Annotated in this window: 24 protein-coding genes; 13 read left to right on the forward strand and 11 right to left on the reverse strand. The window is 48.2% G+C overall.

What is annotated here, in order from left to right; genetic code table 11:
* Positions 1-7: 7 nt before the first annotated feature.
* The 7 genes from GVJ32_RS08460 to GVJ32_RS08490 all read right to left on the reverse strand — a co-directional run bounded on the left by GVJ32_RS08460 (position 8) and on the right by GVJ32_RS08490 (position 5,417).
* Complete coding sequence (locus tag GVJ32_RS08460; RefSeq protein ID WP_159239618.1) at positions 8-472, reverse strand: AraC family transcriptional regulator; 465 nt, start codon at positions 470-472, stop codon at positions 8-10.
* A gap of 36 nt (positions 473-508) precedes the next feature.
* Entirely contained in the window at positions 509-952 is a 444-nt protein-coding gene (locus GVJ32_RS08465) for a hypothetical protein (protein ID WP_159239619.1), read from the reverse strand.
* A gap of 153 nt (positions 953-1,105) precedes the next feature.
* The gene (gene pbpG / locus GVJ32_RS08470; RefSeq protein ID WP_235035091.1) at positions 1,106-2,029 is read right to left on the reverse strand and encodes a D-alanyl-D-alanine endopeptidase; all 924 of its coding nucleotides are present in this window, start codon (positions 2,027-2,029) and stop codon (positions 1,106-1,108) included.
* A gap of 90 nt (positions 2,030-2,119) precedes the next feature.
* Entirely contained in the window at positions 2,120-2,527 is a 408-nt protein-coding gene (locus GVJ32_RS08475) for a hypothetical protein (RefSeq protein WP_159239620.1), read from the reverse strand.
* Positions 2,528-2,572: 45 nt separating this feature from the next.
* Positions 2,573-3,019, reverse strand: a complete 447-nt coding sequence (rimI, locus tag GVJ32_RS08480; RefSeq protein ID WP_159239621.1) for a ribosomal protein S18-alanine N-acetyltransferase — start codon at positions 3,017-3,019, stop codon at positions 2,573-2,575.
* 4 nt (positions 3,020-3,023) lie between these two features.
* Positions 3,024-3,872 carry a hypothetical protein gene (locus GVJ32_RS08485; protein ID WP_159239622.1) on the reverse strand — a complete coding sequence of 283 codons (849 nt, stop codon included), beginning with the start codon at positions 3,870-3,872 and terminating at the stop codon, positions 3,024-3,026.
* Positions 3,873-5,417 carry a 2-isopropylmalate synthase gene (locus tag GVJ32_RS08490; RefSeq protein ID WP_159239623.1) on the reverse strand — a complete coding sequence of 515 codons (1,545 nt, stop codon included), beginning with the start codon at positions 5,415-5,417 and terminating at the stop codon, positions 3,873-3,875. It abuts the gene before it with no gap.
* A 430-nt stretch (positions 5,418-5,847) separates the two neighbouring features.
* Here GVJ32_RS08490 and GVJ32_RS08495 point away from each other — a divergent pair, with 430 nt between their 5' ends.
* From GVJ32_RS08495 to GVJ32_RS08505, 3 genes are all read left to right on the forward strand, one after another.
* On the forward strand, positions 5,848-7,275 hold the full coding sequence (locus tag GVJ32_RS08495) for a succinylglutamate desuccinylase/aspartoacylase family protein (protein ID WP_235035093.1): 1,428 nt from the start codon (positions 5,848-5,850) through the stop codon (positions 7,273-7,275).
* 320 nt (positions 7,276-7,595) lie between these two features.
* Complete coding sequence (locus GVJ32_RS08500; RefSeq protein WP_200841376.1) at positions 7,596-8,168, forward strand: cytochrome c oxidase subunit 3 family protein; 573 nt, start codon at positions 7,596-7,598, stop codon at positions 8,166-8,168.
* Between the two features lies 1 nt (position 8,169).
* Positions 8,170-8,427, forward strand: a complete 258-nt coding sequence (locus GVJ32_RS08505) for a cytochrome C oxidase subunit IV family protein (protein ID WP_159239625.1) — start codon at positions 8,170-8,172, stop codon at positions 8,425-8,427.
* Positions 8,428-8,604: 177 nt separating this feature from the next.
* Here the strand turns inward: GVJ32_RS08505 and GVJ32_RS08510 are convergent, their stop codons facing one another.
* Positions 8,605-9,333 carry a TetR/AcrR family transcriptional regulator gene (locus tag GVJ32_RS08510; RefSeq protein ID WP_235035094.1) on the reverse strand — a complete coding sequence of 243 codons (729 nt, stop codon included), beginning with the start codon at positions 9,331-9,333 and terminating at the stop codon, positions 8,605-8,607.
* 15 nt (positions 9,334-9,348) lie between these two features.
* Between GVJ32_RS08510 and GVJ32_RS08515 the strand changes: the two genes are divergently transcribed.
* From GVJ32_RS08515 to GVJ32_RS08525, 3 genes are all read left to right on the forward strand, one after another.
* The gene (locus tag GVJ32_RS08515) at positions 9,349-9,900 is read left to right on the forward strand and encodes a carboxymuconolactone decarboxylase family protein (protein WP_159239627.1); all 552 of its coding nucleotides are present in this window, start codon (positions 9,349-9,351) and stop codon (positions 9,898-9,900) included.
* Between the two features lie 207 nt (positions 9,901-10,107).
* Complete coding sequence (locus GVJ32_RS08520) at positions 10,108-10,797, forward strand: haloacid dehalogenase type II (RefSeq protein WP_159239628.1); 690 nt, start codon at positions 10,108-10,110, stop codon at positions 10,795-10,797.
* 83 nt (positions 10,798-10,880) lie between these two features.
* On the forward strand, positions 10,881-11,534 hold the full coding sequence (locus tag GVJ32_RS08525; RefSeq protein ID WP_159239629.1) for a DsbA family oxidoreductase: 654 nt from the start codon (positions 10,881-10,883) through the stop codon (positions 11,532-11,534).
* A gap of 119 nt (positions 11,535-11,653) precedes the next feature.
* Here the strand turns inward: GVJ32_RS08525 and GVJ32_RS08530 are convergent, their stop codons facing one another.
* Positions 11,654-13,123: an amidase gene (locus GVJ32_RS08530; RefSeq protein ID WP_159239630.1), complete on the reverse strand. Its 1,470-nt coding sequence runs from the start codon at positions 13,121-13,123 to the stop codon at positions 11,654-11,656.
* 229 nt (positions 13,124-13,352) lie between these two features.
* On the opposite strand from GVJ32_RS08530, the gene GVJ32_RS08535 reads away from it, so the two are divergent.
* The 3 genes from GVJ32_RS08535 (at position 13,353) to GVJ32_RS08545 (ending at position 15,755) form a co-directional block, all read left to right on the forward strand.
* Positions 13,353-13,604 carry a TIGR02647 family protein gene (locus tag GVJ32_RS08535; RefSeq protein WP_159239631.1) on the forward strand — a complete coding sequence of 84 codons (252 nt, stop codon included), beginning with the start codon at positions 13,353-13,355 and terminating at the stop codon, positions 13,602-13,604.
* 135 nt (positions 13,605-13,739) lie between these two features.
* Positions 13,740-14,735, forward strand: coding sequence for a metal-dependent hydrolase (locus GVJ32_RS08540; RefSeq protein ID WP_159239632.1), 996 nt, complete (start codon positions 13,740-13,742; stop codon positions 14,733-14,735).
* A 36-nt stretch (positions 14,736-14,771) separates the two neighbouring features.
* Positions 14,772-15,755: an LLM class flavin-dependent oxidoreductase gene (locus tag GVJ32_RS08545; protein WP_159239633.1), complete on the forward strand. Its 984-nt coding sequence runs from the start codon at positions 14,772-14,774 to the stop codon at positions 15,753-15,755.
* A gap of 85 nt (positions 15,756-15,840) precedes the next feature.
* On the opposite strand, the gene GVJ32_RS08550 is transcribed toward GVJ32_RS08545, so the two are convergent.
* Complete coding sequence (locus tag GVJ32_RS08550) at positions 15,841-17,151, reverse strand: mechanosensitive ion channel family protein (RefSeq protein ID WP_159239634.1); 1,311 nt, start codon at positions 17,149-17,151, stop codon at positions 15,841-15,843.
* Between the two features lie 932 nt (positions 17,152-18,083).
* Here GVJ32_RS08550 and GVJ32_RS08555 point away from each other — a divergent pair.
* From GVJ32_RS08555 to GVJ32_RS08570, 4 genes are all read left to right on the forward strand, one after another.
* The gene (locus tag GVJ32_RS08555; RefSeq protein WP_159239635.1) at positions 18,084-18,911 is read left to right on the forward strand and encodes a BLUF domain-containing protein; all 828 of its coding nucleotides are present in this window, start codon (positions 18,084-18,086) and stop codon (positions 18,909-18,911) included.
* 13 nt (positions 18,912-18,924) lie between these two features.
* Positions 18,925-19,494 carry a GTP-binding protein gene (locus tag GVJ32_RS08560; protein ID WP_159239636.1) on the forward strand — a complete coding sequence of 190 codons (570 nt, stop codon included), beginning with the start codon at positions 18,925-18,927 and terminating at the stop codon, positions 19,492-19,494.
* Positions 19,484-19,891 carry a roadblock/LC7 domain-containing protein gene (locus GVJ32_RS08565; RefSeq protein WP_159239637.1) on the forward strand — a complete coding sequence of 136 codons (408 nt, stop codon included), beginning with the start codon at positions 19,484-19,486 and terminating at the stop codon, positions 19,889-19,891. Before GVJ32_RS08560 ends, GVJ32_RS08565 begins: the two co-directional genes overlap by 11 nt.
* 113 nt (positions 19,892-20,004) lie before the next feature.
* Positions 20,005-20,367, forward strand: a complete 363-nt coding sequence (locus GVJ32_RS08570) for a hypothetical protein (protein ID WP_159239638.1) — start codon at positions 20,005-20,007, stop codon at positions 20,365-20,367.
* A gap of 145 nt (positions 20,368-20,512) precedes the next feature.
* On the opposite strand, the gene GVJ32_RS08575 is transcribed toward GVJ32_RS08570, so the two are convergent.
* Positions 20,513-22,687, reverse strand: coding sequence for a glutamine synthetase III family protein (locus tag GVJ32_RS08575; protein WP_159239639.1), 2,175 nt, complete (start codon positions 22,685-22,687; stop codon positions 20,513-20,515).
* Positions 22,688-22,987: the final 300 nt, after the last annotated feature.

Here is a 22,987-nt window from a genome sequence, read left to right on the forward strand (position 1 = left end):
TCTTAAATTAGCCCAAGGGTAGGTATACGTCGGTCAACATATCTTTCTCTGCAATATGGGGACCCACATTTAGGTAATGAAAAAATATGGGGAAGTTCCCGAGCTGCTCGCCGCTGCGTGGTAACCAATGCTGATATAAATACGCCGCAGCCTCAACATTGTCACGGGAGCCAATATGACGCGCCACCGCACATCGGCAGGCCGGAATACACTTATTAATTACGCCATAGGTATTCGGTAGTACATCGTCTAATACCGAAACAGCTAAATCCACTCGATACGCCGACGCGGTTACCGCTCGCGGATCATTGTAATGCACGCCATAGCTGCGATGCTCTGGTGACGGTGCTAAGCCATTTTCTTTTCGCCATGCAACGAGTTTAGCAATGGCCTGCCCCTCCGCTTCTGGCGCCCCCACATGCTCAATCACTGCAATTTTGGTCTCAGGAAAATCAATAATATTAACCTGCAATGAGATCCTCCTTCCTTCAATCCGAAACACTATGCCTTACAACAACTCAGTTTTAGATCGGTCGCCCTCAGAAAACACCGCCACCAATGAATAGCGCATAAACCCGCTGCAGGTACTCAAATAATCACGTATTTCGTGTTTAACAATATCCGCAAAACCCTCGTCTTTAAATTTCCAATGTGTAGACTCATCGAGATATGGCTGCAGTGAAGCCATATCACAAACCACCCGATACGGCGATTCCTGTAGTTTGCTGTCATCTGCCACAACAACGTTTAAGACAAAGCTCTCATCAAATTCAAATATTAGGTAAAGGGAATCATCTTGAATACTGCTATGCAATTCACCAACCGCTTTATTGACGCAGGCTGCCAGCAAAGGCGCAAAATCGGCCTCGAGCTGCGCTACACTATTTATAAGATACTTCGCTTTAACCCCACTTTCCGCCGGAGATGACAACACCTCCCACTCAATATTCATCGCTGTAAGACCCTTAATTTTATGAACGTCAATTCTTAGATTAGCGGTGTGATGTAGCCAGCTAATTAGTGTTGGATACAAAAATTACCGCAAAAAAAACAAAAGGCCCTTCTGCTGCCAGAAAGGCCTTTAATCTTTGTGTCGCTAACTAAGCTAACGAATACTTGCTGTCGTTCTCGCGGCGAGATGCTCCGACACTTTCTTTTTCTGATATACCTGTGCGGCGGTAGCAACACTGCCGCCCTTGCCAGTTTCAAGCCAACGCTTTATGCGGCCGGCGTCGCCAATTGGGCTAGTTTTACCAAAGGAGTCCAACATCACAAACAGTAAATTTTTGCCGTCGACATTCGCTTTCATCACAAGGCAGCGACCAGCTTCATTGAGATAACCCGTTTTGCTCATTGCCACGTCCCAACGCTGATAGCGTACCAGCGAATTAGTATTCACATAAGCAAGGCGATACCCAGGGCTGCGAAAATTTGCGGTGTGGGTTGTGGTAGTCGAATACTCAGCAATCACTGGATATTTCGCTGCAGCTGCAATTAATTTGGCCATGTCCGCGGCGGTCGACACATTGTGGTGAGACAGGCCACTAGTATCTACGTAGTGAGTATTTTTCATGCCTAAGGCACGGGCTTTAGCATTCATTTTAGCGACAAATGCGCTTGTGCCACCTGGATAATTTCTGCCCAGTGCCGCCGCCGCTAAATTTTCCGAGGACATAAGCGCCAAACGCAATGCTTCGCCACGGGGCAACTCAGAATCTACGCGAATACGAGAGTAATAATTGTTAATCGCTTTGCGGTCCGCTTGAGAAAAGCGAATGCTCTCACGCAGCGACTGTTTAGAGTCTAGCACCACCATTGCCGTCATAACCTTGGTTAAAGACGCTATTGGCTTCACTATGTCGGCATATTTTTGATAGACGACTTCGCCAGTATCGGCATCAACCACCATCGCACTGACCGATGCCAGTTGTAAATTTGCGGGATTAGATCCCTTTGTCGGCACACTGTTCGCCGCCATAGCAGGTAAAGCTAACAGCGATAAAAATAGCGATATCATTATTTTAATCATTATGTCACTTCTAACCAATTAGTTAAGCGGAAGGTAGCATAGCCATCTTGGCCAAACTGCCAACCTGTTCAATATTTCTACAAAATCCCTTTATTCGTCGCTTTTTAGGCGCAGCGTATCTAAAATTTGATCTACCGCAGCGCGATCCATATCTCGGTCGTCTTCAGCGCAAGCGTAGCTCACAAGTAGCAAATGACCACCGCCGTATAAGAACCATTCGCGAATATAGTCTCCTTCTTCAACAGTTTCAAACTCCCAGCCACGATAATCGTCACCAATTTTGCAAGATTTGCCGCTACTGACCGATATACCGACTTCATTCATCAATGCCAAAAGATCTTTTTCAGTCGCCGCTTTGCCGTGCTTGGCCTGTAAACTACTCAAGCTAATGCAGCCTAATTCGTCCTGATCAAAGATCAGAATACTGTCTTCATCCTGCTCGGTGCGCCACTCTTCAGGCAAACCAATGAACCACCAATCAGACTCAACTTCTTGCATAATTTCTATCTCGATAATTTCGCTAAGCGTGTGGATTTATATCATTTACAGCAACGGCAAATCGGCCGACATCAATACCGCGTCTTCATGCCCGTCGCCAAGTGGATAATATTTTTTGCGGATGCCGTCTTCAGCAAACCCCAGCTTACTATACAAGGCCCGCGCTACGGTATTGGATACCCGCACCTCAAGCAAGCAGCGTTGGCCGCCGAATTGTTGCATCCACTCAAGCCCTTCGGTCAGTAAATGCCGCCCTACACCACTGCCACGGCTATCGGTGTCGACCACAATATTCAGCAGGCTAACTTCATCTAAAACCAAGGTATACGCACTGATCGCCAACAACTCATTGTCTTGCCAATAACCAAGACAATGGTCATCGCGAAGGCTGCGCAACCAATTTACCCGCCCCCAAGGATGCGGGTCTGAGCGGGTTTCTATTAATAAGCAGTGCTCAAGGTGGTGAATACCAAGCATAGCGACACGAGGCATGATGTTATTCGGCACCTTGGCTTATAAACGAATGGCTGCGCAACTGCTGCCAAAGTGAGGCTTTTAAACCGCCATCCTCCAGCATTGCTGCGGGCGCGGCGCTAAATATCGCGGCCAAACCGGCCGACAACAAGATGGTCTGATCGAAATACGCTTTTATTTCATCGCCAAACACAATCACGCATTGCGCATTTTGACGCTCCGCATGGGCCATTACATTACCTAGCAAGGCATCTTTAGCCGCATTTTCACCCTGCGCAAACCCCGAGGTTTTAAGCACTGGCCACTGAAATTTAGCGCTAGAAAACGTCGGCGCTGTATCGAGTTTACGGTGGGTTTTAATGGCAAGCGCAATATTCGCCAGTAAGCGCTTTTCAGCCGGATTAAGCGGTTTGGCGCTGGTGTCCGCAACAAATAGCACCCCGATACCGGTGCCAACCAAATCGACATTAAAGGCCGGATTAGCTTGCGCCCCGTTTGCCACGGCATCTGGATCATCTTTTCTTAACGGTGCGGGTCGCGCCTGCGACTTACCATCTAAGTTTAAACCTTCGAGCTCAGACGCAATACGCGACCGACTCTGGCCCTTTTCCAGCGCTAGTCGCGCAGCAGCGTTTTGACTGTCTCGCTGCCCGCTTAGACTTTGGTATTCACTTTCAATATCGTAGGTTTCATTCCCGTCGCTATCGCTGTCATAGCGCTCTGCCGTGCCCGATTCGGCTTCGTCGTACTCCGCTGACAAAAACTCCATCTCGCACAGTGGCGACGCGGCCGCACCGTCTAGTACAAAACGAGGCACGTAGCTGTCTACGCCCATCGCCTGCAAATAATCTAAGCGCAGTGCTTCGTTCACTTACACGCCCCGCTGCGGATGCGCTTTTAACACGCCGGCTTCTAACAGATTCAATGCATCAAGATAGGCCTTAACCGAGGCCACAATAATGTCGGTATCAGCGCCGTTGCCATTCACAATGGTGCCGTTTTTTTCTAGACGCACCTGAACTTCGCCTTGGGAATCCGTGCCGCTGGTAATGGCATTTACAGAATACAGCTGAAGATTCGCTCCGCTGCTCACAAGGCTTTCCACAGCCTTAAACGCCGCGTCTACGGGGCCATCGCCGTCAGCAGACGCCTGTTGCGTTTCGCCATCGATAACGAGCTCTATATTGGCGTGGGGCTTAGAACCAGTGCGTGATATCGCTTCTAAACCAGCAAAGCTATATCGCAACTCCCGCTCAGCAGGCTGCACCTCACTCATTAACGCTTGTAAATCTTCATCAAAGATTTCGTGTTTTTTATCTGCCAGCTCTTTAAAACGGGTAAATGCCAAATTCAAGGCTGCCTGGTTATCTAAGGTAATACCCAGCTCCCCAAGCCTCGCTTTGAATGCAGCACGACCAGAATGCTTACCCAACACCAATTTGTTCGCATTCCAGCCTACATCTTCGGCGCGCATAATTTCGTAAGTTTCGCGGTGCTTTAAAACACCGTCCTGATGAATACCCGATTCATGTGCAAAAGCATTCGCCCCCACAATGGCCTTATTAGGCTGAACTGGGAATCCAGTAATCGACGATACTAGGCGTGAGGTGGGAACAATTTGCGTAGCATCTACACTGACTTCAACTGGGAATATATCTGCGCGGGTGCGCACCGCCATCACCAGCTCTTCGAGCGAAGCATTACCCGCACGCTCGCCCAAGCCGTTAATGGTACATTCCACTTGTCGCGCACCGTGCATAACCGCCGACAGCGAGTTCGCCACGGCAAGCCCTAAATCATTATGGCAATGCACCGAGAAGATGGCTTTGTCCGCGTTCGGAATTGAATTCATCAAACGCGCAACCATCGCACCGTATTCACCAGGTTCACCGTAACCGACGGTATCGGGCAGGTTAATAGTGCGCGCGCCGGCGTCGATAACCTGCTCAATGATGCGGCATAGGAAGTCGTATTCAGAGCGCGACGCGTCTTCGCAGGAAAACTCAACATCGCCAATTAAATTACGTGCGTGCTTTACCGCCGCCACTGCGCGCTCAACCACATTGTCAGGGGCCATCCGCAATTTGTATTCCATGTGAATCGGCGACGTAGCTATAAAGGTATGAATACGACCGGATTCCGCTGGGCGCAAAGCCTCTGCTGCGCGGTCGATATCTTCTGCACCGGTACGCGCTAGGCTGCAAATTGTGCTGCCCCTAACCGCCTCAGCCACCGCTTTTACCGACTCAAAATCACCAACGCTGGCTATCGCAAACCCCGCCTCAATGACGTCTACACCCATTTTTTCGAGCATTTTTGCTATCCGCACTTTCTCGTCACGGGTCATCGAGGCGCCAGGGCTCTGCTCGCCGTCACGAAGGGTGGTATCAAAAATAATCAGCCGATCTTTAGCCATGAAAAACTCCCGCAATCATCATTATTCGTCGCCAGCTAACCGCAGCCGCGCAATCTATGCGGCAATTATAGTCGGACATGAGCCAGACTTCTTGGCTCTTTTCACCATCCAGACGGGATTTTTCTCCGTAATACAGTCCAAACTCGGTAAAAATGCCAAGCCTAGTAAATGAACTTAGGCCATTGTTAACGTCAAACTCCGGGAGGGCCACAACAAGGGAATTGAAGCAAAGCGCAATTTACAGACGTTTCTATTGGCGATTTTGTATACAATTTAACCCACAGCTGTGACCTGATGGATATGACAGGTAACAACAAACCAGCAAGCCAACGGCTTGCTCACCACAATTAACGGAGTAATCCGCTGTATCATGCGAAGCATCTTTATTTTTTGCATAGCACTCGTCCTTCCACTGCTAACTCAACTCGCAGTGGCGAACGAACAATCGCCAAAAACACTCGACGAGTCCCGCGAACTGAACTCCACCACTGTCAGTGAATTGACGAAGGAGGAAGGGACCACCTTTACCTCAAATAAACGCAGAAACACCTCTTTAAACAGTGACTTTGATAAAAGCGCAGAAAACCAAGCCTCGCCAGAAGTCGCCTTCACCTTGTTAGGACAAGATATTTTACGGGGCAGCTTTGAACGCCTGTATTGGACCGCGGGCCAAGCTATCGCCGGCTTAGCCATGCCGACCCCTATTCTGGTTGCGGCGGGTAATAATCCTGGCCCAACTCTGTGTTTAACTGCAGCCGTGCACGGTGACGAGCTCAACGGCGTAGAAGCCATACGCCGCGTAATGTTCAGTTTAGAGAGCGACAAACTCAATGGCGTGGTCATTGGTGTACCCATCGTTAATATGCACGGCTTTCGTCGCACCTCGCGGTATCTGCCAGACCGTCGCGACCTCAATCGCTATTTTCCTGGCGACCCTAAGGGCAGCTCCGCCGGCCGTATCGCCCACAGTTTTTTTAATGAAATCATCACCCATTGTGACCGCTTGATCGACATCCACACCGGCTCATTTCACCGTACCAACCTTACCCAGTTACGTGGCAACCTCGGCAAAGAAAGCGTAATGCAGTTCAGTAAAATGTTTCATGACGTTACCGTGTTAGACGGTGCTGGCGCACCAGGCACATTGCGCCGCGCCGCTGTAGACGCCGGAATTCCAGCGGTAACGCTGGAAGCAGGTGAGCCACTACGACTGCAACTTAAAGAAGTCGTACAAAGCGTCAACGGCATTAAAGCGGTGATGTACCACATGAATATGATCGGCCAAAAGCCCAGCCGCGCGCCCAAGCAAAACGTGTTTTACAAATCGACATGGCTGCGCGCCGATCAAAGCGGTGTTTTTCTTACCGAAGCGAAGCTTGGCCAAAACGTAAAAAAAGGCGACATTCTGGGCACCGTCACCGACCCCATCACCAACCGCAGCTCGGTCATCAGAACCAATGTAGACGGTCAAATAATTGGCCTCGCATTAAACCAAATGGTTATGCCGGGCTTTGCCGCCTATCATGTTGGTATTGCTGCTGATGAGAAGAAAGTCGCCGCTGACAAAGTTGCAGACAGCGTGGTTGCAGAAGCCCTAGAGCCCGTAGCCGAGAACATGAAGGAAGTTGCGCGAGAGGCTGCACAAACCGCTGCCAAAACCAGCAACGACCCCGCCGAGGTTAGCGCCGCTGCTCGTAAGGCGGTACAAGACGCTGCCCGCAATGCATCGCAATTGGTAGACCAGCCTAAATCTGACAAAGATAAAGACAGTTCTCCCAACGAAATAGACAAAGTAATCGACCCTGAGTCTATTAGCTCTCCACGCCCCAATGACGAGCTTGAGGAGCATCCCGAGTAAGCCGAGCTTACTCGGCTAACTCCAGATTCTAGCTATACACGGGTACTGCGGTCATGGTGAACCGCAGTACCCCAGCGATTAAGTAATGTTAAACAATTTTCATATTGATATTTATACTCGCTAAAGCCCCGCCCCCCCTAGATTTGCTCTAAATATGTACAGCCCCAGCCTAAAAGCGCATTTATTTATTGCTTTTCAGGCTGCCACATACCATTCAGTATGTGCTAGCTTATGCTTAGAAAATAATATGGTGCTCAAAATCCAGCCCTAAACGATTCCACACCCAATATCGAATAAATACTCGTAAATAGGAATGATGCGTGAACAAGAGTGTTAAAGAAAAACATATACCTGGAGAGACAGGTATATGGGTATTTGTACTTGGCGATATGTTTATCTTTGGCTTGTTTTTTGTCACCTTTGCCTACTATCGCAGCTTAGATCTCGCCCTGTTCCAACAGTCTCAGCTTAAACTCAATCAGAATTGGGGAGCCCTAAATACCGTTTTACTGCTGACCAGTTCGTGGTTTGTTGTTATTGGTATGAGTGCTGTTCGCAAGAACCTTAGGTCGATGTCTCGGGCCTGCTTATCTTTAGCATGGCTCTGTGGCTTCGGTTTTGGGGTCGTCAAGTTCTTTGAATACGGTGAAAAAATAAATCATGGCATTACATTAACCACCAATGATTTCTTCATGTACTACTACATTTTCACAGGCATTCATTTCCTGCATTTAATTATTGGTCTGTGCGTATTGGCATACTTGATTGTGCGCTTAGGTAAAAATAAGCCTTTATCTGAAGATCTACCTTTACTAGAAGGCGGCGCAACATACTGGCATATGGTTGATCTATTGTGGATCGTTCTGTTTTCAATTCTCTATCTAATTAAATAATATGAAATCAATATTCTTACAAACCAACACTGCTATTTGGGCGCTGTTAGCATTAGCGACAACATTGTCGTGGTATATGGGCAGCGACGCCGCACTCAATATTCCGGCGGCAATGCTATTAATCGCGTTTTTCAAAACCCGCCTTGTGATTATGCACTTTATGGAAGTGAATCACGCCCCCGTGGGTCTGCGCCTTATATGTGAGGCTTGGGGAATAGTGTGCTGCGCCGCGTTAATAGTCTTGTATCTTCCGAGCTAGCACGACCATTAGTATTGTAGGCAGGGCAAGTCACAGACTGCGAATGCTATACAGCGTTGATTTAAATACCTAGTTTCAGAAAATCTAAATCTCTAATTTTATTTACATAAAGTTGATTTCATTCAATACCAACCATAACAGTTCGTAAGCAAAAACAAGCCATCGCCGGGTCTCGGCTCAATTAGCTTGGTAGGCGTCGAGCATGCTCGCCATGTCGTCGGCAAGGGCTGCAATCTGTTCGCTGGGTACATTGCGCTCGGCAAATGCCCGCAAGCCAATAATCTGCGTTTGTAGCAAGCGGGCCAACCTCGCGCACTCAACATCCCCACGTAACTCCCCCGCCGCCTTGGCCTGCTCCAGCGCTTCGCAGAGTTTGTGTTCTATGGTCGCGAGTATTACGTCGACCTGAGACCGTAATGCAGCGTCTTCGGCATTAACCTCCAGCAAGGTCTTAATCAGCATGCAGGCTTGTGCAGGTGCTTGCGCGGCGTCACTACAGGGCTGGGCAAATGAACGTAGATATCGCTTCAAACCGTCAATTACGCTCGGCGATCCTTCGGCTATCCGATCAAAGTCTTCGCCAGCCCGGGCGGCGTACGCATCCAGTGCTTCAGAAAATAGGCCGCTTTTGCTACCAAAGGTGGCATAAAGGCTCCCAGGACGCATGTCTAAAGCATTTTCAATATGCTTCATCGAAGTGGCGTAATAACCTCTGGACCAGAACAGTTCAACGGCACTATCAAGGGCAATTTGGCGATTAAAGCTAGCAGTGCGAGCCATCGGCGTATCTCTGATAAAGGCCGCTGTGCAGTCGACCGCTTTTGATTTTGAATGATCGTTCAATTTTATCTTGACTGCGACCCATGGTGCAACTACGATTAAACACAAACTTGAACGATCACTCAAAAAAGGATTCCATCAATGAGCACATTTACTCTACATGACAGAAATAGCGCACCTGACGCAGCCAAACCTCTATTAGAAGGCTCGCAGAAATCATTTGGTATGATTCCGGGATTACATGCAGTGATGGCCGAAGCGCCAGGCTTACTTGAGGGCTACCAAGTCTTGCATAGCCTGTTTCTTAACAGCAGCTTTAACGCCGATGAAAAAACCGTAGTATGGCAAGCAATCAACGTTGAGCATGACTGCCATTACTGCGTACCGGCACATACCGGCATCGCCAAGTCTATGAAGGTTTCAGACGAGATCAGCAATGCGCTTCGTGATGAAACACCACTGCCTACCGCTAAACTTGAGGCCTTACGCGACTTTACCCTAGCTATGGTGCGCCAGCGTGGCGAGCTTGAAGAAAAGCAACTACAAGACTTTTATGATGCAGGTTATACCCAGCAAAACGTACTAGACGTTATATTGGGGCTAAGCCAAAAAGTCATGAGTAACTATACCAATCACGCTGCCAAAACGCCTGTCGATAAAGCCTTTAAGCCCTTCGCATGGGAAAAGAAATAATCTCCAACACCAGCGCCTTTAGATAATCCTTTACCTAAAGGCACTGGCTCATAATGTGAACGTACTTTTAACACACTGCCTGTAAACAAAATCACTGTGCCACGGGTAATAACTTAGATATCGGCCTGTCTACCATTCAATCATTTATGCGAAAGCAGAAGTATTGCCGCAATACTCGAATGAAGATTTAAACGGGGTCTACATAGAATGAACAAAATCAGCGACATCGATGTACTTCTTTTCGACGTAAATGAGACGCTAGTCGATATTACAATCCTCGAACCTTTTTTCCTGCGTGTTTTCAAAAACCCATTGGTGCTAAGAAGCTGGTTTGCCGAGCTTGTTCTGTATTCGCAAACAATGACCGCCTCGGGCCTATATGAACCGTTTGGAAACTTAGCCGTTGGCGTCCTGCGTATGGTCGGAAGCAATCACAATATTACGATCAACGACGACGATGTCTCAGAGTTTAAATCTCTACTCGGCAATATGCCGGCGCACCCTGATGTGATACCGGCGCTAACACGCTTGCAGACTGCTGGATTTCGTTTGGCAACGTTAACAAACTCTGCGCCCACGCAATCGCCGACGCTATTAGAAAAAGCAGGGATCAGCGAATTTTTTGAGCAGCAGTTGAGCGTCGATGCAGTGCATGCGTTCAAGCCGCATCCGGCAACGTATCGTCATGCCGCACAGGAATTGGCAGTGGAGCTAGATCGGATATGTCTTGTGGCATGCCACTTATGGGATACCATCGGCGCACAAGCCGCAGGTAGTTATGGTGCGTTCATCACTCGCCCCAACAACAATATTCTTATCGCTGAAAACGTACCTCAGCCAGACTTTGTTGCCCGCGACCTTATCGACCTCGCGGACCAGCTTGTGGGGCGCTCGTGATGCCATCAGCAAATTAAATCCAATACCAAACACCAAATTCACGATTCCAAGCACACTCTTAGTTTCAACATAAGGAGAAGACCATGACCACCCCTCAAAACAAACTGCGGATAGACATCGTGTCAGACGTGGTCTGCCCTTGGTGCGTCATCGGCTACCGGCAGCTAGCAACAGCGCTCGAGGCAAGCGGCACCCCACACGAAATTCACTGGCACCCCTTTGAGCTAAACCCCAACATGCCGGCAGAGGGCCAAAACCTGCAAGACCATGTAGCAGAGAAATACGGTACGACCAAGGCGCAATCAGCGGACAGCCGAGTAAGAATGACCGAGGTGGGCGCCGAGGTAAACTTCAAGTTTCACTTTGCCGACGACATGCGTATGCACAACACCTTTAATGTGCATCAGCTTTTACATTGGGCCAGTCAGCAAGAGCGCACGCACGATCTGAAGCAGGCACTCTTTGCAGCCCACTTCACCCATGGCCGCAATCTGTCTGACGACAGCGTACTAGCGGATGTGGCTGCTGAAATCGGGCTGGACCGGAGCGAGGCTCTGGCGGTACTGGAAGATCAGCGCTTTGCCGCAGACGTGCGCGCCGCCGAAAAAGTTTGGCTAGACGAAGGGATTCAAGGTGTACCGGCCATGATCTTCAATAACCGCCACCTCATAACCGGAGCCCAAGGAGTCGAGAATTACAGCCGCGTTTTGCAAGAGTTGGCCAAAGAAAATAGCTAAGCGTTCAGGCAACACTCGAAGAGACGAAGAAGCGGCTTGAGAATCAGACTCGATTTTCTCGCCGCTCCAGATAAGAGCTGAACTGGAACTGCCGCTAAAGACACAGTTCAGTAACAAAATCACGCCGGCAATGAAAAACCAAGCTCGCGCTCCAGCTGCGCAGCCAGACTAAACAAGGTCTCTTCATCATTCATGCGTCCGGTAAATTGCATGCCAATTGGCAGACCGTCGCTACTACTGTGCAGAGGCACCGACATCCCCGGTAGGCCGGTTATATTACCCATCATCGTGAATGCCATTTTCTCTAATATCGGCGAAGCCATTTGCTCAACAAGACCTGAGCGCAGCAATAATCTCCCGATATTTAAGCGGTGAGAGGCAAGCATCAGCAGCTCTTCAATTTTGCTATTGGGTAATTGACCATGCGGAACGGCTGGCGTCGGAATGGTCGGACAAAGCATCAGGTCGTGATGCTCCAACAAACGCCCCATCGCCAATTGAATATCGTGCCACCCTTTTTTTGCACTAACAAAATCTGCAGCGCTGAGTGAGCGGCCTATCATCGCCATATTTTTAGTGGCCGGTTCAAACTGCTTTACACACGCAGCCCCATATAAAGCCTTGTATCCAGCAACCATGGCGGCAACTTCGCCGCACACCACTACAAAAAAGTCGCGCCAAAATCGCTCGATATTGATCTGCGGCTCAAACTCAACCACCTCATGGCCAATTTCACGCAACTGCTGCGCCGTTTTGTTTAATGCGATTTCTACGTCAGGATGTATTTCGGTATTTACCAGCGGTCGCCTGCTCAGGGCGATACGCAGCGGCTTTGGTTCACGCTGGGTAGCAGACAAAAACGAGCCACTTGGTAAAACAATATTATAGGGTGCACCGATCTCATGACCGCTAGTGCAATCGAGCATCGCTGCACTGTCACGCACACTGCGCGTTAAGACGTGTTCCGCGACAGCGCCCTGCCAGTCTTCACCTTGATCGGGCCCGAGGGGATTGCGTCCTCTAGAGGGCTTCAAGCCAAACACACCACACCAAGACGCGGGAAAGCGAATTGAGCCGCCACCATCGCCACCGTGAGCCATCGGAACAATGCCCGCCGCCACTGCCGCTGCGCTGCCACCCGATGAACCACCGGTACTGTAACCAAGCTTATGGGGGTTATGACTAACGCCATGGGCCTTGGGTTCGGTGGTGATAATTAAGCCAAACTCTGGGGTATTGGTTTTGGCAAAGATATTCACACCGCTCGCCTTGTAACGACGCACTAGCTCACTGTCGTAATTTGGCACCGCCGTCATACCGCGACTCCCCATTGTCAGCGGCTCACCGGCAAAAGCCGCCAATAAATCCTTTAATACAAAGGGCACACCCGTGAATGGGCCGTCGGGCAAACCGTCGTTAATATGTCGATAAGCCCGGTCTTCAAAACGATGAATGAGCGCATTAATACTTGGGTTAATCTCATTAGCACGCGCAATCGCGGCCTCTAGCAACTCAGACGGCGTCACCTCTCCCGCCTTTATCAAGCCCGCCAAACCCAGCCCGTCGTACTCGCGGTATTCTGTAAACATCGTGGCCTCCCCTTATTATTCTTATGATAGTAGCAAGTAATGCATGGCCTGTTGCAATGGACAAAATGTAGCCGCTAAGTAAATAATCAAAATGCCTTTGGCTGAATACCCATTTCGCGCTACAGTATTCGGGCTGGGCAAACGGATACGTAAGCACCCAGAATTTACAACAAACATTCAAATGCTCTTCGCAACACCTTTTAATCCATAACAATACAAGGTTGTAGCTATGCCTCTACCCAAAGACATTCTTGACGAAATACGTGTACTCACCCAATTCAACCCCGCCTCCGCATTAGAAGGCATTAAGGTACATCACACCGCAGAATCGGGCACTATCGCCGCCACCCAACGCCTTTACGATAAAGACCTTATTACCCTACCCGACGGTGGCTATCTAACAAGCAGCGGCCAAGAAGTCATCCGTCATCTAGACAGCCTACTTACCGTTTTACAATGTAAAGAAGCGGTTCCCAGCTAATATCATCACCTCAAATAGGGTCGGTAATTAGAGCCCAAATGCTCCAGTGCCGACCATGTACGCGCCCCCACTTTACGTGATTCCCATACTCAATTTCAGATACACTCTCTGCTCTCACCCAATGCAGAGCTGTTAATGGATCCTCTTACCCAAGGCTTACTCGGCGCAGTCGCTGTTCGCAATTCCGGCAGTAAAGTAGCAAAGCGCGGTGGCGTGGTGCTGCTCGGCTTTTTAGCGGGCATGGCCGCTGATTTAGACGTGATCATTCGCTCTACTAGCGACCCCTTGTTATTTTTAGAGTATCACCGCCAATTCACCCACTCGCTTATTTTTATTCCCTTGGGCGGACTCATCTGCGGCTTGGTTTTACATAAACTGATAGGCCAGCGGAACGCCCTTAGCTGGCAACAAAGTGTGCTGTTTTGCACGCTGGGTTACGCCACCCACGCCCTGCTCGATGCCTGCACCACCTACGGCACCCAGCTTTACTGGCCGTTTAGCAATGAGCGAGTCGCGTGGAATATCATGTCGATTATCGACCCCCTATACACCCTACCCATTGCGGGATTGCTCATTCTAAGCCTGCGTAAGCACTGGCGCTGGGCTGCCCCCTTCGCGCTATTTTGGATGTTTGCCTACCCCACCCTCGGCTGGTGGCAGCGCGATCGCGCCGAAGCCGCGGGCCACGAACTCGCCGCTAGCCGCGGGCACCTTGTTCGCAGCTTGGAAGCAAAGCCGTCTTTCGGAAATATCCTGCTGTGGAAAATTGTCTACCGCACAGATACTGCGTATTACATAGACGCAGTGCGAGTTGGTCGCGAGCCCAAGATTTTCCCCGGTGATAGCATCCCTCTACTCATACTCAGCGACATACCGTGGCTGCTAGCGGATAGCCGCCAAGCAACCGACCTAGAGCGCTTTCGTTGGTTCTCAAAGGGTTATATTGCCCTTGATCCAAACAACCCCCAACGCATTATTGATATTCGTTATTCCCTGCTGCCGAATGAGCTGGATGCGCTATGGAGTATTGAATTATCGCCAGACACCCCCAATAAACCAGTCATCTACCAAACCCATAGAAGCGATGGCAAAGAGAAGCTTCGTCAATTATGGCAAATGCTAACGCAATAATTTGTTAGCCGTCTCGCGACCAAATACGGATGACTCATGGCTAAATTATCAGTGCTAGACCTTTCCCCCATTACCGCCGATGGTGATGCGGGCACGTCCCTACAGAACAGCCTATCACTGGCACAGCACGCTGAAAAATGGGGATTTAATCGCTATTGGCTGGCGGAACACCACAATATGCAGGGCATTGCCAGTGCCGCTACCGCTGTTGTGATCGGTCACATTGCTGGGGGTACCAAGACTATCCGTGTTGGAGCCGGCGGCGTTATGCTACCCAATCACGCGCCCCTCATTATCGCCGAACAGTTTGGCACCCTAGAGGCCCTATACCCGAATCGCATCGATCTTGGACTTGGTCGCGCACCCGGCACAGATCAAGCCACCGCCTACGCCATGCGCCGCAACATGGATTCCGACGTCGATCAGTTCCCACGCGATGTGGTAGAACTAATGGGTTACTTTGGTGAACCGCATCCCGATCAAAAGATTCATGCCGTACCCGGAAGCGGCCTTAATATTCCGTTTTGGATTCTAGGCTCCAGCTTATTCGGCGCCCAGTTAGCTGCGTCACTTGGCTTGCCCTACGCCTTTGCATCGCATTTTGCACCAGAGCAAATGCTGCCTGCGATTGCCCTGTACCGCGAACGCTTCCGCCCTTCCGCGCAGCTAGATAAGCCTTATGTGATGTTGGGTTTTAACGTGTTTGCCGCCGACACCGACGCCCAAGCTCACTATATAGCGAGTTCGATGCAGCGTGCTTTCGTCAATTTGCGACGCGGGCAGCCGGGGAAACTGCAGCCCCCCGCGGATAACTATCTAGCGCAACTATCAGGCGGCGAGCAAATGCTGCTTCGTCAAATCATGTCCTGCTCAGCGATTGGCACCGCCGATAAAGTACAAGAAGACATGCAAAAATTTATCGATAAAACCCAAGCCGATGAACTGATGATCACCTCGCAAATTTACACCCACGAGGCACGCCTACGGTCTTACGAAATTGTGTCATCGCTTAAGCTATAACACGAGAACACCTGTATAAAAGCAGGCTAACTAAGCGAATCTGGCTATAAATAACAGCCAGATTCGGGAAAATTGAGTAGTAGCTTTACTTCCCCATGCTCTCGTTGAGCACCCGCACCTCGCGCTGAGGGAAGGGGATTTGGAAGCCGTTGTCACGCATAGCTTCAAAAATCATCAGGAGCAAATCGCCACCGACACGGTTTTTACCGTCATCGATACCCATCATCCAAAACTCGACGAACATATTCACGCCAGAATCACCAAAACTGTCAATTTCGCAATCGGGTCGTTCTTCAAACGGAATACTCTCGCCGCTAAGAACCTGCGCATGCGAGGCCACGGTTTCTTTGATAATTTCGACTAACTGACGGATATCAGAATCGTAAGCTACCGAAAAATCGACGCGGTAACGTTGCTTTTTATTTTTGTGAGTCCAGTTAGTAAAACTCTCCGTTACGAACTTTTCATTTGGCACCATGATGTCTTTGCCATCATAGGTTTCCAAGGTGGTCGATCTAAGAGTCAGCTCCCGAACAAATCCGGTGCGGCCATCTTCAAGCTCAATGTAGTCATCTAGGGAAATGGATCGGTCGAGTAAAATAATAATGCCAGAGATAAAGTTGGATGCTATCGCCTGCAAACCAAAACCAAGCCCCACACCCAAGGCACCACCAAACACCGCCAAAGCAGTGAGATTAACCCCCATGACTTGCAACAGTAGCAAGAAAATCAAAACAAAAATGGCCACTTCAAACAATTTTGCGGCCACTTCCCTGGTTCTAAAATCGAGCTTTTCCTGACGTCGAATAATCTCCTGGCCCGTGCTATTCGACACTCGCCCCAACCAAAATAGCAGCGAGCCAAACAAGGCCACGCGAACAACGCCATAAGCTGAAATATCTATATTACCCACAGAGATTTTCATGTCTTCGAGTATGGCAATAATCGGCTCAAGCACATTCAGTAAATGCAAGAACAGCAATGGCTGGCCAATCCAGCGAAACACAAACGCGATGAAATCATTTTTTACATAATCACGAATTAGCGACCTAAAAACCAACATCATGGCGACAAATAACGCCGTTCTCACCAGCCAGAACGCCCCTATGAACTGCGCACTCAATTCAACAGAAAAACTCAAAACCAAAATGGTAAGCAAGGGGAATATCAGCACTCCCAGCTTGCCGGTAAGCCTACGCAGCGGTTTAAGCGGCGCATTCGCTGGCGCATCGGCAAAGAGAGGAACAAACTTACGAATGTAGGTGGTAATAAAAAAGGTTATACCAAAAACGACTAATACCAACGCTAGCTGGGCGTAGGTCTGAGTTTGCAAGAAAACCGCAAGTATCTGCTCCGCAAGGTCTATAGAAGCCTGTTTGTAATTTTCAAAATCCATACTATACGCCCATGTTATTCATTCCAATCTTATGAAATTCAACTCTTCTATTTGATCCAACTCTCACTGGCACCGCCACATGACTTCACTAAAAACTAAGTATCAGGAAATACAATACTGTGAAAACCCAAGCTTTCGATACAACCCGACCATCTACGATCAGCAACTTCGCTACTATCCTCTCATATGCCGGCGCTATCTGCGATGAAGGCGGTTGGGCTCCTACAATCATTTCCTCGCTAGTATTTCAGGCATTAATATCTTCGCGTTGCTTAAGGTATCCTCAACCCTATAGCTAAGCGAATTACAGAACGTCAATACTCTTCTACTAAAACTGCGACACTAAATACTCAATTGAGGCCCACCAATATCACTAGGACTATCCTCAATGTGTCACATTAATATTTCCCCAAAGCACCGGCCTTCATATACCAATTAAACCGCTGAATAGTAAACGGCGACATTGTCGACTTCTCCGACAAAGAGAATTTCAAGCTGCATCTTGCCGTTTCTAGAAAACATCGTTATGTGAGGCGGCCAAGTAGAGTTAGACTACACAATAACCACAAAACGATAACCGCCACTCTACCACTTTCTCTTAATAATCTTATTACTTCCTCTAAACCGGCTTCTCAGATTAGCAACAGCCATCATCAGCCGCCATACAATTATCTATACTTTATTAAAGTCGCGTACTACTTTCCGTGCCCCCAAAAAGTGATGTAGATCTCGCTTTTAAAGTCATCACAGCTAAATGCGTACTAATACGAATACGAGAATTTATGTAACTCCGACATAGTCTATCCACACGGGGGATGTATATCCCAATAACTAGTTTGCTGCTGACAAGACATTAATCGAACAAGCTATCTGTTTCGTTTAAAAACTCTGTTTAGCAACACACGGTGCACATAGTCTAGCGAACGAAAGTCATGAAACGAATTGCGTGTATAAGCACGATCACACAACATCCTGATGAGGGAGACGCTTCCACACAACTCATGGAGCTCTATAACTCAACGCGGGTTTACAACAGAGAAAACGATATCACCGGCGTATTTCTTGTTTCAGGTAGCAGCTGCCTGCAAATTATGGAAGGCAACGCAGAATCCCTCGCAAGTGCCATTTACCGTATGGGGCGCGATTCTCGTCTTAGTGACTTCAGCGTTGTAATGAATTGCAACAACGATATCGCCGAATTTTCAGGCTGGAAAATCCGTATCATTAGCTCTGGAGCTAACGCACATTTGGATTTTATCGCAAGACTTAAAGAAACCCTAGCAGACAAAATTCAAGCAAAAAACAATCACGACAACGCACGCTTAGACAGCTTCTTTGGCAAACCAGAGCTTAGCGCTAACGTTCAACCGCCAACGTTAGCCGCTCCGACGGACGTCAATAGCACTAGCAAAAAAACATACGATAATTGTGTAATTTCCGTTTCTGCATGGCCACGACCAACACAAATACGGATGACACCAGAGCTAATTCGTATCTGTTCCAATCTCACGAAAAGACCCGCACATTTCGAACGTATTTTAGCCTTGAATCTTTGCTCCTCTACTGAAAAATTAACTCATTACTTATCTGCGTTAGAAAGCTTAGGTTTGCTAAAAACGCACTCTAGCGTCGGAACCCCAAATTTGAGAGTTGTTAACAACCCACCCAAAGCAACCAATGCGGCAACACAAACAGTCAGCAGTACCGCCGACAGATTCAGCCGTGTTCTAAAACGCTTTATCGCATCAGCTAAAGCTTAGGAAGTCGCTAATAATGGATCAGATATATAATAAATTGGCGATAGTGGGTGAAGTAGGTGCAGGTAAAACTCAGCTCATTAACACTATTAGTGAAATCTCCCCGTTTGCTACCGAAGCGAGATCTTCGGTCGATATTGGCAAAGAATACACAACCGTTGGCATTGACTATGGTCGCTTGAGCCTCGATGCCGATATAGCACTGGGACTTTTCGGCTTACCAGGTCAAAAACGATTTTCGTTGCTATGGGATATGGTGAACACCTCATTGTGGGGGCTCGTCATTCTAGTCAAATACGGTGATGGCGTTAATATCGACGCAATCGACGATATCCTTACCCACTTCCAGCCACTTAAAGATAACGTCCCGGTCATAGTCGGTGTCAGCCATTCCGAAAACGCGACTGCCGACGAGTTAGACGTACTTTTGGAATTTTTAGAACACGTTTTACAAGGGCACGGGCTATCGGCCCCGATCATGCCCGTTGATCCGCGAGATATTGAGTCCTCTCTCATGCTGCTCCAGATGATCGATGCAATAAATAACACAGACGAGTATGAAGGAGCACAACTAAATGTCGTTTAATAATATGTTGAGTGAACGACTTATCGACTTATTCGATGATTATTCGAACAACGATAATGCGATAGAAATTATTTCACTGGCGACAACTGACGGGTTTCCCGTCCATCATTTTTCGCGCCTACATGAAGGATTTGATGTCGAAACCATGGCCGCTGCTGCAAGTACGCTTTACTCAGTAAGCAATGCTGTCACTAAGCAGATTTTATCAAAAAGCTTCAAAATTACGTTTATTGAATCTGAGCAAGGCAATGTCGCTTTTGTCGCCCTACAATTGAACGACAAGGATTTCGTACTATCCATGTCGGCCAAAAGCAATATGAACATCGCTAATTTGCGTTTATTAATTAACAGATTAGCAAATGAAATTGGAGATATTGATCTAGCCGATGTCGCATAAACCTTAAAGCATTCAAACCTTGACATATACGTCGTAAAACGTAATTAGAAAACAAACTACACCATTAACAATTTAATAATAGCTATACGAATTTAATCAGGAGAGTAAAAAGTATGAGTAATTTAAATGACGCGGTAAAAAACTTAATGGAAATCGACGGTGCGATAGGTTGTGCCGTTGTCGACTACACCTCCGGAATGCTATTAGGTTCCGCCGGCTCTGGGGTTGACTTAGAAATGGCTGCAGCTGGAAACAGTGAAGTAGTCAAGGCGAAGTTGAAAACAATGAAATCGCTTGGAATCACCGGCAATATAGAGGATATTTTGATCACACTTGACACACAGCTGCATATTATTCGTCCAAGCACAACCAATGAAGGCCTTTTTATCTATCTCGTACTTGATAAAAAGAACTCAAATCTAGCGCTTGCCCGCCGCAAAACGGCGGATATCGAGAGTGCACTGCAGCGAGTTTAATTAACCGTAAAATCGGATCCAACACGTTTCAATTGTATTTGGCTCCGTATAGCATAATAAAAACGCCCTCTTTTTGGAGGGCGTTTTTATTTCAAAAAATATAATCTCAAAAAGTTGAGCGCAGCCGAAAAAGACTGCGCACAGATTATTTGATGAATAACATTTCAGAATATTTCGGCAGTGGCCACAAATCATCTGCAACCAAAGTTTCCAAGGTGTCAGCGTGGCCACGAACTTCAACCATCAAACTACGCAAGGTGCTTGCAGCGTACTGCATATGCGCTTCAGTAGAATCAAAGTCATGCACTTCTAATGCAGCGCTGAGTTTTGATACCGCTGCCATCATCGCGTTGGCTTCACCGGCAACAGCGGCAGCAATGCCGCTGTCTAAAGTAATATTCAATGCCGCCATTGACGACGCGGTCGTTGCGATTTGCGATAGGTACTCGACCGCCGCTGGGTAAATCATAGTAGTCGCCATATCGACAACCAACTTAGCTTCGACCTCAATAGACAGCAAGTATTGCTCTGAATAAACCTCAAAGCGGCTTTCTAGCTCGACGGGGGTTAATACGCCAGTGCTAGAGAACAACTTAACAACAGACTCTTCGCGGAAAGCTGGCAATGCGTCTGCAGAAGTCGGCAAATTTTTAAGACCGCGATCCTCAACAGCCATGCGGTGCCATTCAGCTGAGTAGCCGTCGCCACCAAAAATTACGCTGCTGTGACCTTCCATCAATTCCTTCAAAACTTTAACTGCAGCAACCGGCTTGCTGGTGCCAGTGGCTAACTCAGTTTCAAGCTTGTCAGCAATCCAGTTCAAAGAATCAGCCAACATGGTATTCATCGCTACCAGTGGGCCAGACACTGAGGCTGAAGAACCTACCGCACGGAATTCAAAACGGTTGCCAGTGAAGGCAAACGGTGACGTGCGGTTACGGTCGCCAGGATCACGTTCAAATTTAAGGATTTGGCTCAAGCCTGAATCCATAAAGCCACCCACTTCAGAGGTCAGTAGCTTACCTTCTTTAATGTCGTTAAATACGCGCTCTAACTGGTCGCCCAGATAAACAGACAAAATAGCTGGAGGCGCTTCGTTAGCACCTAAACGGTGATCATTTGACGCTGACGCGATAACAGCACGCAAAAGAGGCCCAAAAAGGTGCACGCCACGAATTACTGCACCACAAAAGAGCATAAAGTTAATATTTTCATGGGGTGTGCTACCTGGGTCCAGTAAATTACCCTGAGTTGCGTTACCCACCGACCAGTTCACGTGTTTTCCTGAGCCATTCACGCCTGCAAAAGGTTTTTCGTGCAATAAACATACAAAGCCATGACGCTTTGCAGTCAGCTTTAGCAGGGTCATCAGTAGCTGCTGGTGATCAGATGCGATATTCGCTGCCTCATAATAGGGCGCGATTTCAAACTGACCTGGTGCTACTTCGTTGTGATGGGTCTTAGCTGGAATACCTAAACGGTACAATTTGTCTTCTAAATCTTGCATGAAGACCTGAACACGCTCCGGAATAGCAGCAAAGTAATGGTCGTCAAACTGCTGACCTTTCGCTGGCGGGGCGCCAAACAAAGTACGCCCCGCTAGCAGTAAATCTGGACGACTATTGGCGAAGTTCGAGTCAATCAGGAAATATTCCTGCTCAGCACCGCAGCTAGAGTTCAGCGCAGCAATGTCAGTTTCGCCCATTAAAGACAGAACACGCTGCCCGGCTTTATTCATTGCAGAGTTAGAGCGCAGCAGTGGAATTTTCTTATCCAGCGCTTCACCGGTCCAACTCATGAAAACGCTAGGAATCATCAGCGTTGAACCGTTATCGGTGTGCATAATGTAAGCAGGGCTGGTTGGGTCCCATGCGGTATAACCACGCGCAGCGTTGGTCATACGCAGGCTGCCGTTAGGGAAAGAAGAGCCGTCTGGCTCACCTTTAATTAACAAGCTACCGGTGAATTCAGTAATCGCATTACCGTCTGAATTGGTAATGATAAAGCCGTCGTGCTTCTCAGCAGTGGCGTTGGTCATTGGGTAGAAAATATGCGAGAAAAACTTAACGCCTTTACCTAGCGCCCAATCTTTCATAGCCGCAGCAACAACGTCAGCCGTAGCTGAATCAAGCGGAGCACCAGTCTGTACGGTAGTTTTCACTGCCTTAAATGCATTTTTAGACAGCGCCTCCTCCATCTTCGCAAGATTGAATACATCACTTGCCCAGATTTTACTGAGAGGTTCAGGCATCGTAACGTCTATCGACTTACGATTAACAATTTGAGAAACAGCTTGAACACGCGCTTGATTGCGACTCATTAAGGAAACCTCGCCTTATAGAATGATTAAGTAATGGGTATCACTTGAGGTTACTGAGAATCAGGAACTGAAATGATTGTCAAAATACTAGCAAAATTTGCACCAGTCTGACGCAAACACTGCCAATTCAGAAAAATATTTCTATTTTATTACCATGCCCGCGGCAGTATAGCGCCACGCCAAACAAATACTAGAGTTTGCCAAACCGAGCAGGCGGGCCACATACAAGGCAATAGGTTTTGCCGGTATACTGCGCGTCCTTTTACCTCAATCAGCCCACCGCAGCGAAACACCGACCGT

This window comes from Zhongshania aliphaticivorans (assembly GCF_902705855.1).
In the GTDB taxonomy this organism is placed as follows: Bacteria; Pseudomonadota; Gammaproteobacteria; order Pseudomonadales; family Spongiibacteraceae; genus Spongiibacter; species Spongiibacter aliphaticivorans_B.

Excerpts from the sequence above, each read along its gene's own strand:
- GVJ32_RS08475 (WP_159239620.1), bottom strand. The coding sequence starts at position 2,527 with ATGCAAGAAGTTGAGTCTGATTGGTGGTTCATTGGTTTGCCTGAAGAG.
- GVJ32_RS08570 (WP_159239638.1), top strand. The coding sequence starts at position 20,005 with ATGAGTAATTTAAATGACGCGGTAAAAAACTTAATGGAAATCGACGGT.
- GVJ32_RS08550 (WP_159239634.1), bottom strand. The coding sequence starts at position 17,151 with ATGGATTTTGAAAATTACAAACAGGCTTCTATAGACCTTGCGGAGCAG.
- GVJ32_RS08490 (WP_159239623.1), bottom strand. The coding sequence starts at position 5,417 with ATGGCTAAAGATCGGCTGATTATTTTTGATACCACCCTTCGTGACGGC.
- GVJ32_RS08520 (WP_159239628.1), top strand. The coding sequence starts at position 10,108 with ATGAACAAAATCAGCGACATCGATGTACTTCTTTTCGACGTAAATGAG.
- GVJ32_RS08525 (WP_159239629.1), top strand. The coding sequence starts at position 10,881 with ATGACCACCCCTCAAAACAAACTGCGGATAGACATCGTGTCAGACGTG.
- GVJ32_RS08465 (WP_159239619.1), bottom strand. The coding sequence starts at position 952 with ATGAATATTGAGTGGGAGGTGTTGTCATCTCCGGCGGAAAGTGGGGTT.
- GVJ32_RS08540 (WP_159239632.1), top strand. The coding sequence starts at position 13,740 with ATGGATCCTCTTACCCAAGGCTTACTCGGCGCAGTCGCTGTTCGCAAT.
- rimI (WP_159239621.1), bottom strand. The coding sequence starts at position 3,019 with ATGCCTCGTGTCGCTATGCTTGGTATTCACCACCTTGAGCACTGCTTA.
- GVJ32_RS08505 (WP_159239625.1), top strand. The coding sequence starts at position 8,170 with ATGAAATCAATATTCTTACAAACCAACACTGCTATTTGGGCGCTGTTA.
- GVJ32_RS08545 (WP_159239633.1), top strand. The coding sequence starts at position 14,772 with ATGGCTAAATTATCAGTGCTAGACCTTTCCCCCATTACCGCCGATGGT.
- GVJ32_RS08515 (WP_159239627.1), top strand. The coding sequence starts at position 9,349 with ATGAGCACATTTACTCTACATGACAGAAATAGCGCACCTGACGCAGCC.
- GVJ32_RS08560 (WP_159239636.1), top strand. The coding sequence starts at position 18,925 with ATGGATCAGATATATAATAAATTGGCGATAGTGGGTGAAGTAGGTGCA.
- GVJ32_RS08575 (WP_159239639.1), bottom strand. The coding sequence starts at position 22,687 with ATGAGTCGCAATCAAGCGCGTGTTCAAGCTGTTTCTCAAATTGTTAAT.
- pbpG (WP_235035091.1), bottom strand. The coding sequence starts at position 2,029 with ATGATTAAAATAATGATATCGCTATTTTTATCGCTGTTAGCTTTACCT.
- GVJ32_RS08555 (WP_159239635.1), top strand. The coding sequence starts at position 18,084 with ATGAAACGAATTGCGTGTATAAGCACGATCACACAACATCCTGATGAG.
- GVJ32_RS08530 (WP_159239630.1), bottom strand. The coding sequence starts at position 13,123 with ATGTTTACAGAATACCGCGAGTACGACGGGCTGGGTTTGGCGGGCTTG.
- GVJ32_RS08565 (WP_159239637.1), top strand. The coding sequence starts at position 19,484 with ATGTCGTTTAATAATATGTTGAGTGAACGACTTATCGACTTATTCGAT.
- GVJ32_RS08535 (WP_159239631.1), top strand. The coding sequence starts at position 13,353 with ATGCCTCTACCCAAAGACATTCTTGACGAAATACGTGTACTCACCCAA.